This window comes from Mycobacterium sp. (assembly GCF_049647605.1).
Classification (GTDB): Bacteria; Actinomycetota; Actinomycetes; order Mycobacteriales; family Mycobacteriaceae; genus Mycobacterium.
Genome location: NZ_JBARXZ010000059.1, coordinates 29,713 through 46,309, shown reverse-complemented (window position 1 = coordinate 46,309; position 16,597 = coordinate 29,713). Strand labels below are relative to the sequence as shown.

The window sequence follows — 16,597 nt, the reverse complement described above, 5'->3', positions numbered from 1 at the left end:
GGCAAACCGGCCGCCGTGCGGCGGCCGGTTGTTCCCAGATGTCACATCAAGTCCGCGGGCGCAAACCCCGACTCCAATCGTGCCCGGACCGCTGACAGGTATCGCGCCGCGTCCGCGCCGTCGACGATGCGGTGGTCATAGGACAGTGACAGAAACGCCATCGATCGCGTGGAGATGAGCAGATTGCCGTGATCGTCACGCTGCGGCACAAGACGTTCCACGACCGAACCGACACCGAGGATCGCCGATTGCGGCTGGTTGATGATCGGCGTGTCGAACAATGCCCCGCGGCTACCGGTATTGGTGATCGTGAACGTGCCGCCGCTGAGGTCGTCGGCGGTGATCGTGCCGTTGCGAACCGCGGCCGCGGACTCGGCGATGGCACGGCCGAGCTCGGCGACGCTCTTGTCCTGGGCATCGCGGATCACCGGCACCATCAGCCCTTTGGTGTTGTCGACCGCAATACCCAGGTCCACCGCACGGTGGTAGGTCACCTCGGTGCAGTCCGGGTCCAGCGAAGCATTGACAACCGGATGCTGCGCCAGCGACTCGACCGCGACGGCAACCACAAACGGCAGAAAGGACAGCTTGATCCCAGTTCTGTCGAGGAACGCCTGTTTCTCGGTGGCGCGCAGGTTGGCGATCGCGGTGAGGTCGACCTCGACGACCGTGGTCAACTGTGCTGACACCTGCAGTGATTCGACCATTTTACGGGCGATGGTGCGACGAATTCGAGGCAGCTTCTCGACCCGGTCCCCCTGGTTTGTGGCGACGTTCGGCACGTCCTGTGCCGGTGCCGACATCGGGGGTGCCTCCGGGGCGGGCGCGGCGCCGTCGAGCCGGGCTATCGTGGCGCCCACCACGACAACAGCGTCCTCGGCTTCGAGGATTTCGGTCAGGATCCCCGCGGCAGGAGCGAGGATCTCCGTATCGACTTTGTCGGTGGCAACCTCGAGTAGCGGCTCGTCGAATTGCACAGCATCACCAACTGATTTGAGCCATCGGGTGATGGTCGCCTCGGTGACGGACTCGCCCAATGCCGGGACAGTGACAGCGGTTCCGGTGGTCACGGTGGTCATGCCGACCTCCCGATCAGGTCGAGGGCCGCGCTGACGATGCTGTCGGTGTCGATGCCGTGGTAGCGGTACACATCCTCGAGTGAACCCACCTGACCGAAGCGACTCACGCCCAGCGCGGTCCCGGGCACCCCGTTGATCCCGGTGAGAAACGCCAACGTGTGCGGGTGACCGTCGAGAACGGTGACCATCGGAGCGGCTCGATGCGCCGGGAACAACTGATCCAAGATCCAGGTCTCGCCCGCGCCGCCTCCGCGGCGGGCTTGCACGGCCTCGAACAGCAGTCCGGGGTTGGTCAGACACACCACGTCGGCGCTCACGCCCTGCTCTGCGAGACGATCAGCCGCAGCGAGGGTTTCGGTCACCATGGCACCCATCCCGACCAGGGTCACCGTCGGGTTGTCGGGCCGTCTCAACACATATCCGCCGGCGATCACGTGCCGACGCCGGCGCTCCCGGGCTGCGGGGTCCTCCGGGACCGCCGCCAGTGCCTGGTCAACCGGTCTGGTCGACAGCCGGATGTAGGACGACGTGCCGTCCGGGCGCCCGAGGCGGCCCAGACACGACAGCAGCGTCCATTCGACGTCGATCGCAAACGCCGGTTCGTAGCTGAGACAGCCGGGCTGTTCCAGACCGATGGAGGGGGTCTTGATCGACTGGTGTGCGCCTCCTTCGGCAGCCAGACTCACCCCGGAAGGTGTGCCGACCAGGATGGATTGCCCGCCCGCGTAGATACCGTAGGACCACGGTTCCAGCGCCCGCTCGACAAACGGGTCGTACAGGACGCCGATGGGGAACAGCGGCTGTCCCCAGCGGCTCCAGGTTGCACCCAGCTCTCCCATCAGGCCAACGAGGTTGGTCTCGGCGATACCGAGTTCCATGTGCTGACCCGTCGGCTTTTCCCGCCAGTGCATGATCGTCTCGGGGTCGTCGTCGAACCAGTTTCGCCGCTCGGTGGGCGACCACACACCGACCTTGTTCAGCCAGCCGGCCAAGTTGGTCGATGAACTGACGTCCGGACTGACCGTCACCACACGTTTTGCGGCCTCCGGAGCCTGACGACTCAGGTCGAGCAGGGCCCGGCCCAAAGCTGCTTGGGTAGTGGCGGTCCCCGACGTCGTACGGCCCAGATCGGTGGGCACCGGCGGAGGAGTCGTGAGCCGCACCGGTTCACGAGCGAGGCGCCGCGCGGTCTGCGAACAGATTTTCTCGGCATCACTGCCCGGTTCGAATCGCGCCCACGGGGCGTCGGCGTCCATCCCCAGTTCAGCGGCCAACTGCTCGTACTGCTCCACTGTCAGCAACGACGAGTGATTCTGCGGATGCCCCTGGGTGGGCAGTCCCCGCCCCTTGATGGTGTAGGCGATGATCACCGTCGGTCGGGTGTCGTCGATCTGCGCGTAGGCGGCGCGGAGCGCGTCCAGATCATGGCCGCCCAGGTTGCGGATCGCACGCAGCACCACCGCGTCGTCGAGCTCAGCCACCAGTGCGGCAATGCTGTCGGCCTCCGGGCCTGCCCCGGGCAGACGCCGCCGGACTTCGGCTGCGTCGCATCGCAACAGGCGTTGATACTCCGGGTTCGGCATCTCCAGGATCCGGGTGCGCAGCCCCTGTCCGCCGGGACGGGTGAACAGCGACTCCAGCAACGTCCCGAATTTGACGGTGATCACCTGCCAGCCCGCCGCAGCAAACATCGCTTCGAGACGGTCGGCGGCAATGTTGGGCACCACGCGGTCCAGCGACTGCCGGTTCAGGTCCACGATCCAGACGATCTCGCCGAGTTCGGCCACCGACGAATCGAGGATGGCCTCCCACACTGCGCCTTCATCGAGTTCGGCGTCACCCACCAGCGAGTATTGGCGGCCTTTGCCGGCACCGCTGATCTGGGTGTCGACATAGCGGCGCGCGATCGCTCCCCAGATCGGTGCGGTGGCGCCGATTCCGACGGAGCCGGTCGAATAGTCCACCGGGTCAGGATCTTTGGTCCGACTGGGATAGGACTGCAGCCCACCGAACTCGCGTAGCGTCGGCAGATACTTCTCGTCGAGCTCACCGAGGAGGTAGTTGACGGCGTGCAGCACGGGCGACGCGTGCGGTTTGACCGACACCCGATCCCCGGATTGCAGCTGGTCAAACCACAACGTGGTCATGATCGACACCATCGACGCGCACGAGGCCTGGTGCCCACCGACTTTGAGGCCACTGGTGTTGGGGCGAACGCGGTTGGCGTAGTGGACGATCGCGGTGGACAGCCACAACACCCGCTGCTCGATCTCGTGCAACGGGGTGTTCGGCTCCTCGGCGGGCGAGGAGATGGGGTCCATTACGGTGGTGCCGGGCATGAAGCGTCCTTGCTGGTGGGCGTTGATCAACAGTTTGATCAAGAGCAACGAGAGTCGACATCGCAAGAGAACTGTCACCCATCACTCAGGTCGTGAGTGCGGACGCACCGCCCGTGGGACCCCTTGTGGGGGCCACTCGGACCCAGGTCGACGAGACATCGCCAGGTTCGCATCCGGGTGCGCAGTAAACACCTACAGTCGATCACCGGCTTACAATTCGAGCAAGGGGTGCACCCGCTTTTCAGCATTCTGCGAATTGGGGTCCCTGACTAGCTGTTGGAGATTGTCACTTTGACCACCACGCCGCGCGTTGACGCTCTCGATGCCAGAATCCTCAAAGCGCTCAACGACGACCCCCGGGCCACGGTGCTGGCGCTGGCCGAAACCACCAAATTGTCGCGCAACACCGTTCAGGCCCGCCTCAACAAGCTCGCACACCAGGGCACACTGCGGTCATCTGATCGCCGCATCGACCCGGCGGCATTGGGTTATCCACTGACGGCGTTCATCCTGACCCGGGTGACCCAGCGCAAGCTCGCTCAGATTGCCCATTCCCTCGAACAGGTGCCGGAGGTGGTCGAAGTTCACGGTCTGGGTGGAGTCACCGACTTGCTGATTCACGTGGTGGCGCGGGAAACCGAGGATCTCTACCGGATCGCCGGCCTCATCCTCGACATCGACGGGGTGGAGCAGACCACCACCTCATTGGTGATGCGAAAGCTGGTGGACTACCGGCTCATGCCGTTGCTCGACAGGATCAACGGCAGTGTCGACTCGTGAACGTCGGGACCCCAACGGCCCCTGCCATTGTCGTGGTGAGCGATTTGCTTACCTGACTGCCGGATTCGACGTCGATCGTGAGCAACATGCTTGTCCTGGCGTACCGGAATTGCCCGGCGCTGCCGGCGCACTGTTGACTCACCTCCTGTTGCTGCCGATTGGCAATTGTGCAATTGCGCCCGATGGGCTGCCCTGAAGAAGGGACTACACGATGAGTCGTAACAGGCAGGCACCCAGCCTTCCGTCGATGCATTACGAGCCGTTGACTCCGACGGCGTATCTCGATCGCGCCGCCAGCTGTCACGGGGAGAGAATCGCCGTGGTGGACGGGGACCGCCGGTGGACCTACGCGCAACTCCACGATCGATCGATGAGGCTGGCCGGTGCGCTGGCTGCGCTGTCCGGCGGACGGCCCGTCGCGGTTTTGGCCCCGAACTCACATGTGCTGTTGGAGGCCCATTTTGGCGTCCCGTGGTCGGGTTCACCATTGGTGGCGCTCAATACCAGGCTGTCGGCAGGTGAGATCAGCCATCTCCTAGAGCATTCGGACAGCGCCGTCCTGATCTTCGACCCGATGTACGCCGAGGTCGTGGAGCTGGCGTGCGCTCAGATGGCCGATCCCCCGGCCCTCGTCATCGCGGGCAGCGGCGACGGCGGTGCCTACGAGGAATTGTTGTCGACTGCTGCTCCGCTGCGGCGGGTCCAGGAGGATGAGCTCGGGCTGTTGTCGATCAACTACACCTCGGGGACCACCGGAAAACCCAAGGGCGTGATGTACTCCCACCGCGGCGCCTATCTGCAGGCGCTCGCGATGGTGGCCCATACCGGCCTGTCGGCATCCGCTGTCCACCTGTGGACCCTTCCCATGTTCCATTGCAACGGATGGTGTTTCCCGTGGGCAGTCACCGCCGCTGCAGGCACCCACGTGTGTCTGCCGAAGATCGACCCAACAGAGGTGTGGCGACTGATCCGGGAGCAAGGTGTGACACACCTCAATGGCGCTCCCACGGTGTTGTCCATGCTCGCGTACGCCGAACAGGCGGCCCCCGTCGAAGGCCGAGCCGTTCGGGTGGCAACCGGCGGAGCACCGCCGTCGCCGGCGATCCTGCGGCGGATGGCGGCCCTGGGTTTCGAGGTCACACACCTGTACGGCTTGACCGAGACCTACGGGCCCGCGGTGATCTGCGACTGGCGCCCGGAATGGGATGGCCTCGACCTGGACACCCAGGCCAGGATGAAGGCGCGACAGGGTGTGGCGAACATGATCTCGTGTGAGATCAGAGTGCTCGACGAAAGCGGCGGCGATGTTGCCGCTGACGGCTCGAGCATCGGAGAGATCGCACTGCGCGGGAACAACGTGATGATGGGTTACCTGAACGATCCCGACGCCACGACTGCGGCGGCACCCGACGGGTGGTTCAGAACGGGTGATCTGGGCGTGCGCCACTCCGACGGCTATATCGAACTGCGGGACCGCAGCAAGGACGTCATCATCTCGGGCGGTGAAAACATCGCGTCCGTCGAGGTGGAACAAGCCATCATGGAACACCCTTCGGTCCTGGAGGTGGCGGTCGTCGCGATGCCTGACCCGAAGTGGGGCGAGGTGCCGGGTGCCCACGTCACCCTCAAGCCCGGTGCCCACGCCACTGCCGATGACATCATCGAGCACGTCCGGGGGCGGATAGCGCGGTTCAAGGCTCCCAAGCACGTCATCTTCGGGGATCTGCCCAAGACGTCCACCGGAAAGGTCCAGAAGTATCTGCTGCGGGAAAACGCCTGGGAAGGTCAGGAGAAGCGAATCCAGTAGCTGCGCCCAACCCCGCCTGCAGGCCTCTGGCTGCACGTGTTGACGTACCCCCTACGCTCGACAGTCATGACGGTCCACCGGCTGCGCCCCTACTCGGTCACAGTGTTCGCCGAGATGTCAGCCTTGGCGGCACGCATCGGCGCGGTGAACCTCGGCCAGGGCTTTCCCGACGAAGACGGTCCGCCGGAGATGCTGAAGGTGGCCCAGAACGCCATCGCCGACGGCACCAACCAGTACCCGCCCGGTCCCGGGATCCCGATGTTGCGCCAGGCAGTGTCACGGCAGCGTAAGCGGCACTACGGCGTCGAGTACGACCCCGACACCGAAGTGCTGATCACCGTCGGGGCCACCGAGGCCATCGCGGCGGCCGTCCTGGGTCTCGTCGAGCCGGGCTCCGAAGTCGCGCTTATCGAACCGTTCTACGATTCCTACTCTCCCGTGCTGGCGATGGCGGGCTGCCACCGTGTCACCGCACCTCTGGTGCCCGACGGCCGCGGTTTTGCACTCGATGTCGACGCGCTCCGAGCCACGGTGACATCCCGCACCAAGGCGTTGATCATCAACTCGCCGCACAACCCGACCGGTCTGGTGCTGAGCCCGGACGAACTTGCGGCGATCGCCGATATCGCCGTGTCGGCCGATCTCCTGGTGATCACCGACGAGGTGTACGAACACCTGGTGTTCTCCGAGGACGGAACAACGCCACAACACCTCCCCCTGGCCGCCTATCCCGGGATGGCCGAACGCACCGTCACCATCTCGAGTGCGGCCAAGATGTTCAATGTCACCGGCTGGAAGATCGGATGGGCTTGCGGCCCTGCGGATCTCATCGCCGGTATTCGGGCCGCCAAACAGTTCCTCACCTACGTCGGCGGCGCACCGTTCCAGCCTGCGGTGGCGCACGCACTGGACACCGAGGACAGCTGGGTCGCCGGTCTACGCGATGACCTGCAGGCCAAGCGCGACAACCTGACCGCCGCGCTCACCGACATCGGTTTTGACGTCCACACCAGCGCGGGCACGTATTTCGTGTGTGCCGACCCCCGGCCACTGGGTTACGACGACAGCACCACATTCTGTGCCGAACTGCCCCATCGTGCCGGGGTGGCCGCGATCCCGCTGTCAGCGTTCTGCGATCCCGGCGGCCCGTACATCGGACAGTGGAATCACCTGGTGCGCTTCGCTTTCTGTAAACGTGACGACACCATGACCGAGGCGATCAAACGGCTACAGGTACTGCGCCGCTGAAGTCTCGCAGGATCTGCGCCGACAGCAACCCCATCGACACCGCATAGGACGCGCACGACGCCCGGTTCGCGGCACCGAGTTTTGCCGAGGCACTCTCCAGGTGGTGGCCGGCGGTGCGGGTGCTGATGAACAACCGAGCCGCTATCTGGGCGTTGGTCAACCCGGACACGGACAAGGTGAGAGCGTCCAGCTCGCGGGGGGTGATTCCCAACGGCAACGCCGACCGGGTCACCAACAGCACCGCCCCCAGGCTGTCACCCCGGTACCGCGGTGACGTGGCGATCCGGCGTACGTGAAGCCACGATGTGCCGTCGTGGTGCCGCAACACCTCCGGCTTGACCGCGGGCGCGGCAGCAAGAAAGGCGACGGCAAGATCGCCGACCAGACTCGAATCCAGGGCGGTCTCGAAACTGTCGCCACCACGGAGCAGGTGTGCCCGCCCGGCATCGTCTACGGCCCAGGCCTGCGCGTCGGGCGCTACCAGCTCGGCGACCATCCGTGGCCGCACCGAAAAGTTCAATTGTTCTGCCATCTGGGCACGTAACGCGTTGATCTCCGCTACGTCATCATCGCTGGGGTGGCGCGGGTCGTCACAGTTGACGTGGATGGTGCCGACGTAGGTTCCGTCGGCGGTGACCAGCCGCGCGGAGAGCCCTTCGTCGAATCCCGCCGGCCGGAACACGTTGTTGACCGAGTAGCCCTGGCGATAGTCGGGGAAATCGCGCCACCGCAGCGCTCCCAGCCCCTGAACCCGCATGGCGTCGAACAGCGGATCCTTGTCGACGAACCACGAGTTGAAGTGCTCCATCACCGGTTCTGGATAGTCGTGGTTGGCCACTCCCACATGACGGTTCTGGATCGGGTCCCACAGACAGATCGCCGACGCCGACGATTCGGCGCGGGCGGCCAACGTGTCCAACAGGTCATGGGCACGGGTCTCGATGCTGGTGGCGCTGCCCAACACATCACCGTAGATCCCGGTCATAACCCGCTTCCTCCGCCGACGTCCTCGGTCCCGTCCGGCCATCATCGGCAGCCGATGTTTCAACCACGTTTCCTTGCCGATGCCGGGAAGAAACGGTTCGCCGGAAACCGCCGGAATTGGGAGATTCCTCCCATAGCGGTCCCCTTGCGGCCCTTCCTACGCTGGGCGCCACCGAAAGACACGACGCACAGTGCGGTGCGGACGCCAACACCTCCACACAAGGGCGACTAAACATGAAACGAACACACGTCAGCGTGGCGCTACTGGCGGCGGCCTCCGTGTTCGCCGCAGGCTGCGGCAGCCGGGCCGGCGACCAGGCCGCCGTCGAACAGCAGGGCTGCACCGACACCTCCGGTGAGACCGTGACCGTCGGCTCCATCAACTCGCTGTCTGGAGGACTGGCAGTCAGCGAATCCGTCATCCACGACGCCATCGCAATGGCCGTCGACGAGATCAACGACGGCGGCGGGGTGCTCGGTAAGCAGTTGAAGCTGCTCAGCGAGGACGGCGCCTCCGACCCCACGGTGTTTGCCGAGAAGGCTCAGAAGCTGGTCAACAGCGACTGTGTCGCAGCTGTATTCGGTGGATACACCTCCGCCAGCCGCAAAGCCATGCTGCCGGTCTTCGAAGACGCCAACGCACTGCTCTACTACGGCCAACAATACGAGGGCCTGGAGTCCTCCCCCAACATCTACTACACCGGCGCCACCACCAACCAGCAGATCATCCCGGCCCTGGACTATCTGAAGGAACAGGGGGTGAAGTCGCTGTACCTGGTGGGCAGCGACTACGTGTTCCCGCGCACCTCCAACGCGATCGTGAAGGCCTACGCCGAGGCCAACGGCATCGAGATCTTGGGTGAGGACTACGTGCCGCTGGACAGCACCAACTTCGCCACCATCGTCAACAAGATCCGCACCGCCGACGCCGACGCCATCTTCAACGTCGTGGTCGGCGCGTCGCTGACGTCATTCTTCCGCGAATACAACAGTGCCGGACTGAATCCCGAAGTGATGCCGGTGATGTCGATGTGTGTCGGCGAAGAGGAAGTCAAGAGCATCGGCGCCGACACCCTGCTGGGGCAGCTGTCGTCGTGGAACTACTACGAGACCCTCGACACGCCGGCCAACACCGAGTTCGTCGCCGACTTCAAGGCCAAGTACGGCTCGGACCGGGTGACCTCGGATCCGATGGAATCGGCCTACACCGGCGTTTACCTGTGGAAAGCCAGTGTGGAGAAGGCTGATTCGTTCGAGGTCGCCGACATCCAGAATGTCGCCGGCGGGGTCACCGTCGACGCACCGGAGGGCTCGGTCACCATCGACGGCGAGAACCAGCACGTGACCAAAACCGCACGGATCGGCAAGGTGGCCCCGAACGGGTTGATCGACCAGGTGTGGGAATCGCCGCAACCCATCACCCCTGATCCGTTCCTGACGAATTACCCGTGGGCCGAGGGAATCACGGGCTGATGCACCTGACACCGAAGGACGAGGACCGGCTGCTGCTGTTCCTGGCCGCCGAACTGGCGCGCAAACGCCGGGCGGCCGGGCTCGCACTGACCTACCCCGAAGCGCGCGCCTTGATCGCCGACGAGGTGATCGAGGCCGCGCGAGCGGGCGCCACCGTCGCCGAGGCCGCCGCCCACGGCGCCCAGATCCTCAGCGACGACGACGTACTGCCCGGAGTACCGGCACTGCTGGGGTCGGTGCAGGTGGAGGCGTTCTTCGACGATGGGCAGAAGCTGGTCACGGTGCACGACGCCATCAGACCGGGAACCTCCACGTCCACGGTGTGTCCCGGAGAAGTCATCCCCGAAGAGGGTGAGATCGAGCTCAACGCCGGCCGCGAAAGCGTGACCGTGACCGTCGTCAACACCGGGGACCGCCCGGTCCAGGTGGGCTCACATTTCCATTTCTTCGAAACCAACCGGGCGCTGCGGTTCGATCGGGCCGCAGCGTTCGGAATGCGCCTGGACATTCCGTCGGGCACCGCGGTCCGTTTCGAATCCGGAGAGACACAGGAGATCTCGCTGACCAGCTACGGCGGCGAACGTGTGGTGATCGGACAGAACTCGATGACCAATGGGCCGACTGCCGATGCTCCCGATCCGCAGCTGCTGGCCACGATGCGTACCGCGGGCTACCTGGACGAGGAAGACTAGATGACATACCGCATCAGCCGCGCGCGCTACGCCGAACTGTTCGGTCCCACCACCGGAGATCGGGTCCGGCTGGCCGACACCGAACTGCTGGCCCGCGTCGAGCACGACCACACGGTGCACGGCGACGAGGCTGTATTCGGCGGCGGCAAGACCATGCGTGAGGGGATGGCAGTCCACGGCGACATCACCAATGCCGAGGGCGCTCTGGACTTTGTCATCACCAACGTGTTGATCGTCGATCCGGTGCTGGGGATTCGCAAGGCCGACATCGGTATTCGCAACGGCAAGATCGCCGGCGTGGGCAAGGCCGGCAATCCCCGCACCATGGACGGGGTGGATCCCGAGCTGGTCATCGGCGCCGGCACCGACGTCCGCTCCGGCGAGGGCATGATCGCCACCGCCGGCGCCATCGACGTGCACGTGCACTTCGACAGTGCGGGGCTGGTCGAAGAGGCCATCTCCAGCGGCGTCACCACCATGATCGGTGGTGGGCTGGGACCGGTGACCGTGGGCATCACCTCCTCGGGTCCGAACAACCTGGCACGGATGCTGCGTTCGGCCGAGGCGTTCCCGATGAACTTCGGCTTCATCGCCAACGGCAGCTCGTCGAGCACCGCTCCGCTGATCGAGCAGGGCCTGGCCGGGGCCATCGGGTACAAGATCCACGAGGACTGGGGCGCCACCCCGGCCGCGATCAAGGCCTCCCTGGATGCCGGCGACGAGCTGGACCTGCAGGTGCAGATCCACACCGACACGCTCAACGAGTCCGGGTTCTTCGAGGACACCATGCGGGCCATCGGCGGCCGGACCATCCACACCTACCATGCCGAAGGCGCCGGCGGCGGCCACGCCCCCGACATCATGCGGGTGGTCGGTGAATCCTATTGCCTTCCGTCATCGACCAATCCGACCAACCCGTACACACTGAACACCTTCGACGAACACCTGGACATGGTGATGGTGTGCCACCATCTCAATCCCCGGATTCCCGAGGACGTCGCCTTCGCGGAGTCCCGGATCCGACGCGAAACCATTGCCGCCGAGGACGTGCTGCATGATCTGGGGGCCATCTCGGCGATGGGATCGGATTCCCAGGGCATGGGTCGGATCGGCGAAACCATTGCCCGTACCTGGCAATTGGCCTCTCACATGCGCGTCACCCGTGGTGCGCTGCCAGGCGATGAGGGCACCGGTGCCGACAACGCCCGGATTTTGCGCTATATCGCCAAGCTCACCATCAACCCGGCCCGACTCTTCGGGATCGACCACATCGTCGGGTCCCTGGAACCGGGCAAGCTCGCCGATATCGTGCTGTGGGAACCGAAGTTCTTCGGTATCCGGCCTGAGGTGGTGTTCAAGGGCGGCTTCCCGGCCTGGTCGGTGATGGGTGAGGCCAACGCCTCCCTCATGACGTGTGAGCCACTGAAGTACCGGCCGCAGTGGGCGGCATTCGGCAAGACCCCGGCCGATGTGTCGGTGAACTTCGTGGCCGCCGCGGCCGCCGAATCCGATCTTGCACAACGGCTGAACCTGGAGACTCCGTTGATCGGGTGCCGGGGAGCCCGAGCACTGACCAAAGCCGATCTGCTGCACAACAACTACTTGCCGCAGATCACCATCGACCCTGACACCTACCGGGTGGAGGTCGACGGCCAAGTCTGCGACAGCGTCCCGATGCAGCAGGTCCCGCTGGGCCGGCGCTACTCGATCAAATAGGAGGATCCATGCCGGACGTCATTCGGATCGGGATCGGCGGCCCCGTCGGTTCCGGGAAAACGAAACTGGTGGAGTCGCTGGTCCCCGAGTTGACCCGGGCGGGTTTCAGCGTCGCCGTCATCACCAATGACCTGGTGACCGACGAGGATGCCCAACGAGTCCGGCGCAGCGGGGTGATCGACCCGGCGCGGGTGCTGGCGGTCGAAACGGGTGCGTGCCCGCACACCGCGATTCGGGAGGATCCGTCCGCCAATCTGGCCGCCATCTCGCGGTTGTGCGCACAGTTCGACGACCTGGATCTGATCCTGGTGGAATCCGGCGGCGACAACCTGGCCGCGACCTTCACCTCTGACCTGGTGGACTTCTGGATTTTTGTCATCGACACCGCCGCCGGTGACGACATCCCACGCAAGAAAGGGATCGGGCTGCTGCAGTCAGACCTGTTGGTGGTGAACAAGATCGATCTCGCCCCTCTGGTCGGTGCTGACCTGGAGCGGATGCGGCGTGACTGTGCGGTCGCCCGGCCGGTCAAGCCCACGGTGTTCACCGATCTGCGATCGGGAGATGGTCTCGACAACGTGGTGTCCGAGCTGGTGGCGGGCGCGATGCTGGAACCGGCGGCACGGTGATCACGGCTATCCGGCCCGGAGCATTGACGCTGCGGGTGGTCGCCGATGCGACCGGCCGGACTCGCACCGCCCTGATGCAGCAGCGTTATCCACAACGGATGACCACGCCGCTTTACTGCGATGAGACCTATCCCGACGCCGCGACGGTGTGTGTGCAGAGCCCCAGCGGCGGGACATTCTCCGATGATGACCTCACCACCACGGTTCAGGCTGAACCCGGCAGCCACCTCCGGCTGACCACCCAGGCCGCCACTCAGGTGTTCTCCGGCAGCGGCCACGGGGCGCGGCACCGCCTCAGCTTTGGTGTCGACCGGGCCGCCACGCTGGAGTATCTACCAAAAACTCTTATCCCCCACGCCGATTCGCACTACACCCAGGTGATGGACATCGACGTCGACGCGGCCGGCTGCTATATCGGCTGGGAAGCGCTCGCGGCGGGCCGGCTGGGGCACGGGGAACGCTTCCGCTATCACAGCTACAACAGTGCCGTGCGGATCGTCGTCGACGGCCGAACCGTGGCCCGCGACCTCGTTCTGTTGGAGCCGCCGTCAGCCGCCCGCCTGGTCGACGCCGACTATCTGGCGACGCTGCTGGTGGTCGCGCCCGCCACCGACTCGGCCGCGCTGCTGGACGCGGTGCGCCACGTTCTGGCTGCGAGTCCGGTCCGCGGTGGCGCCAGCGAGCTGCCCGCTGCCGTGGGAGTTCTGGTCCGGATCACCACCGATCACGCGCCGGACCTGCACCGTATTCAGCAGCTACTGCTCGACACCGTTCGAGAGAGGGTTCTGACGTGAACGCCGACACCATCCTGGGCTCCATCGACGATCCCGCATTCGCCGGCCGGCGCCGCCATCATGTCGACATCGGCTGGGGTGATGCCGCCAAGCCGCGACAGCTGGTGACCGCCGACACCGGTCTGCAGGTGCGGATCTTGTTGCCACGCGGCACCTTCCTCGACAACGGTACGGTGATCGCCGATGACGGCGAGCAGGTGGTTGTGGTGCGCCGTCCCGCCGAACCGGCAGTCACCGTGCGGTTCGATCAGAACGATCCGCGCAGCATGCTGCTGTTGGGCTACGTCCTGGGCAATCAGCATGCCCCCGTCGACATCGACGCCGACTCCGTGGCGGCCCCGTTGTTCACCAGTGCGCACGCCGCTGAGCACCTGCTGGCCGATCTCGGCGTCACCGGGAAAGTCGCCGACATTCCGCTGGCAGCTCGAGGTTGGTCGCGAACCTCGGCCGGCCACTCGCACTCTCATGACTGACAGTCCCGCCGCACTGGCACTGTGGATGCAGCTGCACGACAGCGCTTTTCCTGCCGGGCGCCTGGTACACAGCAATGGCTTCGAGGAATGGTTGCTGCAGCGTCCCACCGCCGGTGCCGGCGATATCGAGACCGCGGCGCTCGACTACCTGGCATACGGGACAGCCACCCTTGACGGCACGGTGACCGCCGCGGCGTGGCGGTCAGCTCCGGCCCTGGTGTCACTGTGCGATCTGGATGCGTTGCTGTCGTCCTACAAGCTCTCCGGCAATGCCCGAGTGGCTTCCGAGTCCGCCGGCCTGCAGTTGGCGGTGACGGCACAGCAGATCGGATTGTGTTCCTGCGACGGCTATCTTGCTGCCGTGGCTGCCGGGTCGACCTCCGGGAATCTGGCGGTGGTCGAAGGCGCCATTCAGGCTCAGCTCGGCGTGGGCGTCGAGACGGCAGTGCTGGGGTCGTTGCGGTCGGCGTTGTCCTCGGCGCTCAGCGCTGCGGTACGACTGGGCCGACTGGGCCCATTGGAGGCGCAGCGCATCCAGATCCGCAATGTCGACGCGGTGGTGGCCCTTGCCGCGGAGTGCTGTTTGCGACCGATCTCCAAGATCTCCAGCACGACTTTGCAACTCGAGATCGCCGGAATGCGGCATGAGGCCCGGACCCAGCGATTGTTCGCCAGCTGAGCCCGGTTTCGGTGCTCAGGGCGGCGCTCAGCGCAGCGCGGTCCCGCTCAGAACGGCGGGGGTCTGTTGCGCTCGGCGACGTAGGCGTCGTTGAGCGCGCGCTCTGCCTTGATGCGGGCGGCACGTTCTCTGGACCGGTAGCGCTTTTGCCGTTGTGGCATCTTCTGGAGCTTGTCGGCGCCGTTGGGGAATGGGGTGCCGGTGACAATCGTTGCCGACGTGGTGTCGACGGACGGAAAGAACAGGCTGCTACCCGGTTTGGTGGTATAGGTCTGGCCGGTTGGAGTGGTCCACACGACGGTGCCATCCGGATGCTGAACATCGGACCAGCCGGCCCAGAATGTCTTGCCGAGGTGGTGGAGTCGGCACAGCATCTTGCCCCCGGAAGCGTGGGTGGGGCCGGCCGGCCAGGGCACGGTGTGGTCCCAGTCGCAGAACTGGGCGGGCCGATCACAGTTGGGAAAGCGGCACGTCAAATCCCGGGCGCGGACCCACTCGTCGAGGGCGACCTTCGGGCGGTATCGGGATTCGGGTTCTTTTCCTGGCGCGGTGAGATGGCGAATCTTGGCCCCGGCGGCGATCTTTGCGGCGATCTCTTCAGCGGGGGTGTGACCGAAGCCGGGGATGATCCCCGGTGGCGGCCGCCGCACAGGTGAGGATCGTTGACGCCGCGTGCCCGAGCTGCGCGAAGGTTGGGGTCCGTCGCCGGGAGGCGGTCCGCCAGACGGTCCGTCGCTAGGACTACCAACGACAGTCGCGTCGGGACTCCCGGCAGCAGTCGCGTCGGGGCTACTCTCAGCACTCCCGTCTGGACAACCATCAGCGATCGCGTCAGGAGCACCATCAACACTCGCGGCGGGGCTATCAACAGGAGCCACGTCGCCCTCATCGGGAAGCGAGCCGTCGCCATCCATCAGCGGGTCCGGCTGGGCCGCCAGGGTGGCGCCCTCAGCGTAGACATAGACCACCACACTGGAAGCCCGCCCGTCCTCGACGGCAGCGGTACATTCCGGGTTTCCGCAGTCGCACGCCAAGTGAAAGTACCCGGCCCCCAACGCCCCAGCTGAATCGGCGAGCCGCTGCTGGAAAGTGCGCGGGTCGTCAGGGCAGACACCCCTGGCCATCACCGACAGCCGACGGATCAACAGGGCCGCATCAGGGCCTTTGAGACGGGCGACAAGTTCCGTGACACCGCCCTTGCTCTCGACGATCTGCACCCCACGGTCGCGGACCCGAACCCGGGTCTGCCTGAGGGCACCCGGATCATGACGATCCACCCACACATCGATCGCGGCGTCGAGCTTCTGCTGCGACAACCCACCCCAATGGATCGCGCACTCAACGATGTCGGCCTCCACCAAGGCCAGCAGATCCGGGTCCTGGATGTTGGCGGTGCGTTGAACTATGCGGCGGGCGATCCGTTCGGAGATCTGCCCCGTCAACAGCAGCGTGGCGACGCTCTGCAAACGGACCGCCAGCGCCAGCCCCACTTCCATGTCGCCACAGGCGCGTCCATGGGAGATTCCAGAAGCCAGCGAGATCTCGGCGGCAGCGGAATTCCATGCCGCTTCGGTGTCTTCGAGGATTTCCCAGTCCTCGTTGTAATTGCGACTGGTCTTCTCTGCGATGAGCAAAAAACGATGCGCTGATCCAGCAGCCACCGCAGCAGTCCACGCCGAGATGGCAGCATCGATCTCTGCGTCACTCATCTCGGCCCGAGACGCGGAATCCGGCAACTGATCGAACATACATTCGATGATGCCATGGCCCACCGACAAATATGTCCGCCAGAAAAGGCCAAAACAGAAGTGACAGATGAGGTTACGTCTCGCCGGGGCAGCGGAAGCTACCGAAGCACTTTTCTGGCGTACCGCTGCCGCAGGGTCGCCTCGTTGTACTCGTCC

14 protein-coding genes are annotated in these 16,597 nt (G+C 65.2%); 10 read left to right on the top strand and 4 right to left on the bottom strand.

Going from position 1 to position 16,597, the window contains the following annotated elements; translation table 11 throughout:
* Positions 1 to 41: 41 nt before the first annotated feature.
* Positions 42 to 1,079 carry a 2-oxo acid dehydrogenase subunit E2 gene (locus tag WBB07_RS07930; protein WP_526306417.1) on the bottom strand — a complete coding sequence of 346 codons (1,038 nt, stop codon included), beginning with the start codon at positions 1,077 to 1,079 and terminating at the stop codon, positions 42 to 44.
* The gene (locus WBB07_RS07925) at positions 1,076 to 3,418 is read right to left on the bottom strand and encodes a thiamine pyrophosphate-binding protein (RefSeq protein ID WP_526306415.1); all 2,343 of its coding nucleotides are present in this window, start codon (positions 3,416 to 3,418) and stop codon (positions 1,076 to 1,078) included. The genes WBB07_RS07930 and WBB07_RS07925 overlap by 4 nt, the downstream gene beginning before the upstream one ends.
* A 291-nt stretch (positions 3,419 to 3,709) precedes the next feature.
* Between WBB07_RS07925 and WBB07_RS07920 the strand changes: the two genes are divergently transcribed.
* The 3 genes from WBB07_RS07920 (at position 3,710) to WBB07_RS07910 (ending at position 7,253) form a co-directional block, all read left to right on the top strand.
* Positions 3,710 to 4,198, top strand: a complete 489-nt coding sequence (locus WBB07_RS07920; RefSeq protein WP_526306413.1) for an Lrp/AsnC family transcriptional regulator — start codon at positions 3,710 to 3,712, stop codon at positions 4,196 to 4,198.
* Positions 4,199 to 4,409: 211 nt separating this feature from the next.
* The gene (locus tag WBB07_RS07915) at positions 4,410 to 6,005 is read left to right on the top strand and encodes an acyl--CoA ligase family protein (protein WP_526306411.1); all 1,596 of its coding nucleotides are present in this window, start codon (positions 4,410 to 4,412) and stop codon (positions 6,003 to 6,005) included.
* A 66-nt stretch (positions 6,006 to 6,071) separates the two neighbouring features.
* Positions 6,072 to 7,253 (top strand): pyridoxal phosphate-dependent aminotransferase, encoded by a 1,182-nt coding sequence (locus WBB07_RS07910; protein WP_526306409.1) that lies wholly within the window; start codon positions 6,072 to 6,074, stop codon positions 7,251 to 7,253.
* On the opposite strand, the gene WBB07_RS07905 is transcribed toward WBB07_RS07910, so the two are convergent.
* Complete coding sequence (locus WBB07_RS07905) at positions 7,225 to 8,238, bottom strand: helix-turn-helix transcriptional regulator (RefSeq protein WP_526306407.1); 1,014 nt, start codon at positions 8,236 to 8,238, stop codon at positions 7,225 to 7,227. The genes WBB07_RS07910 and WBB07_RS07905 overlap by 29 nt on opposite strands.
* 233 nt (positions 8,239 to 8,471) lie before the next feature.
* On the opposite strand from WBB07_RS07905, the gene urtA reads away from it, so the two are divergent.
* The 7 genes from urtA to WBB07_RS07870 are packed head-to-tail and all read left to right on the top strand — an operon-like array spanning position 8,472 to position 14,693.
* On the top strand, positions 8,472 to 9,710 hold the full coding sequence (gene urtA, locus WBB07_RS07900; RefSeq protein ID WP_526306405.1) for an urea ABC transporter substrate-binding protein: 1,239 nt from the start codon (positions 8,472 to 8,474) through the stop codon (positions 9,708 to 9,710).
* Positions 9,710 to 10,402 carry an urease subunit beta gene (locus WBB07_RS07895; RefSeq protein ID WP_526306403.1) on the top strand — a complete coding sequence of 231 codons (693 nt, stop codon included), beginning with the start codon at positions 9,710 to 9,712 and terminating at the stop codon, positions 10,400 to 10,402. Before urtA ends, WBB07_RS07895 begins: the two co-directional genes overlap by 1 nt.
* Entirely contained in the window at positions 10,403 to 12,118 is a 1,716-nt protein-coding gene (gene ureC / locus WBB07_RS07890) for an urease subunit alpha (RefSeq protein WP_526306401.1), read from the top strand.
* 8 nt (positions 12,119 to 12,126) lie between these two features.
* Complete coding sequence (ureG, locus tag WBB07_RS07885) at positions 12,127 to 12,747, top strand: urease accessory protein UreG (protein WP_526306400.1); 621 nt, start codon at positions 12,127 to 12,129, stop codon at positions 12,745 to 12,747.
* Positions 12,744 to 13,541, top strand: coding sequence for an urease accessory protein UreD (locus tag WBB07_RS07880; protein WP_526306398.1), 798 nt, complete (start codon positions 12,744 to 12,746; stop codon positions 13,539 to 13,541). Before ureG ends, WBB07_RS07880 begins: the two co-directional genes overlap by 4 nt.
* Positions 13,538 to 14,014: an urease accessory protein UreE gene (locus WBB07_RS07875; protein WP_526306396.1), complete on the top strand. Its 477-nt coding sequence runs from the start codon at positions 13,538 to 13,540 to the stop codon at positions 14,012 to 14,014. Before WBB07_RS07880 ends, WBB07_RS07875 begins: the two co-directional genes overlap by 4 nt.
* Positions 14,007 to 14,693, top strand: a complete 687-nt coding sequence (locus WBB07_RS07870; protein WP_526306394.1) for an urease accessory protein UreF — start codon at positions 14,007 to 14,009, stop codon at positions 14,691 to 14,693. The genes WBB07_RS07875 and WBB07_RS07870 overlap by 8 nt, the downstream gene beginning before the upstream one ends.
* A 47-nt stretch (positions 14,694 to 14,740) precedes the next feature.
* Here WBB07_RS07870 and WBB07_RS07865 read toward each other — a convergent pair whose 3' ends face one another.
* Complete coding sequence (locus tag WBB07_RS07865; protein ID WP_526306392.1) at positions 14,741 to 16,441, bottom strand: DUF222 domain-containing protein; 1,701 nt, start codon at positions 16,439 to 16,441, stop codon at positions 14,741 to 14,743.
* Positions 16,442 to 16,597: the final 156 nt, after the last annotated feature.

What these genes read in the sequence shown, in the direction of transcription:
- WBB07_RS07915 (WP_526306411.1), top strand. Translation starts at nt 4,410, where the DNA reads ATGAGTCGTAACAGGCAGGCACCCAGCCTTCCGTCGATGCATTACGAG.
- WBB07_RS07905 (WP_526306407.1), bottom strand. Translation starts at nt 8,238, where the DNA reads ATGACCGGGATCTACGGTGATGTGTTGGGCAGCGCCACCAGCATCGAG.
- WBB07_RS07865 (WP_526306392.1), bottom strand. Translation starts at nt 16,441, where the DNA reads ATGTTCGATCAGTTGCCGGATTCCGCGTCTCGGGCCGAGATGAGTGAC.
- ureG (WP_526306400.1), top strand. Translation starts at nt 12,127, where the DNA reads ATGCCGGACGTCATTCGGATCGGGATCGGCGGCCCCGTCGGTTCCGGG.
- WBB07_RS07870 (WP_526306394.1), top strand. Translation starts at nt 14,007, where the DNA reads ATGACTGACAGTCCCGCCGCACTGGCACTGTGGATGCAGCTGCACGAC.
- WBB07_RS07925 (WP_526306415.1), bottom strand. Translation starts at nt 3,418, where the DNA reads ATGCCCGGCACCACCGTAATGGACCCCATCTCCTCGCCCGCCGAGGAG.
- WBB07_RS07895 (WP_526306403.1), top strand. Translation starts at nt 9,710, where the DNA reads ATGCACCTGACACCGAAGGACGAGGACCGGCTGCTGCTGTTCCTGGCC.
- ureC (WP_526306401.1), top strand. Translation starts at nt 10,403, where the DNA reads ATGACATACCGCATCAGCCGCGCGCGCTACGCCGAACTGTTCGGTCCC.
- WBB07_RS07910 (WP_526306409.1), top strand. Translation starts at nt 6,072, where the DNA reads ATGACGGTCCACCGGCTGCGCCCCTACTCGGTCACAGTGTTCGCCGAG.
- urtA (WP_526306405.1), top strand. Translation starts at nt 8,472, where the DNA reads ATGAAACGAACACACGTCAGCGTGGCGCTACTGGCGGCGGCCTCCGTG.
- WBB07_RS07930 (WP_526306417.1), bottom strand. Translation starts at nt 1,079, where the DNA reads ATGACCACCGTGACCACCGGAACCGCTGTCACTGTCCCGGCATTGGGC.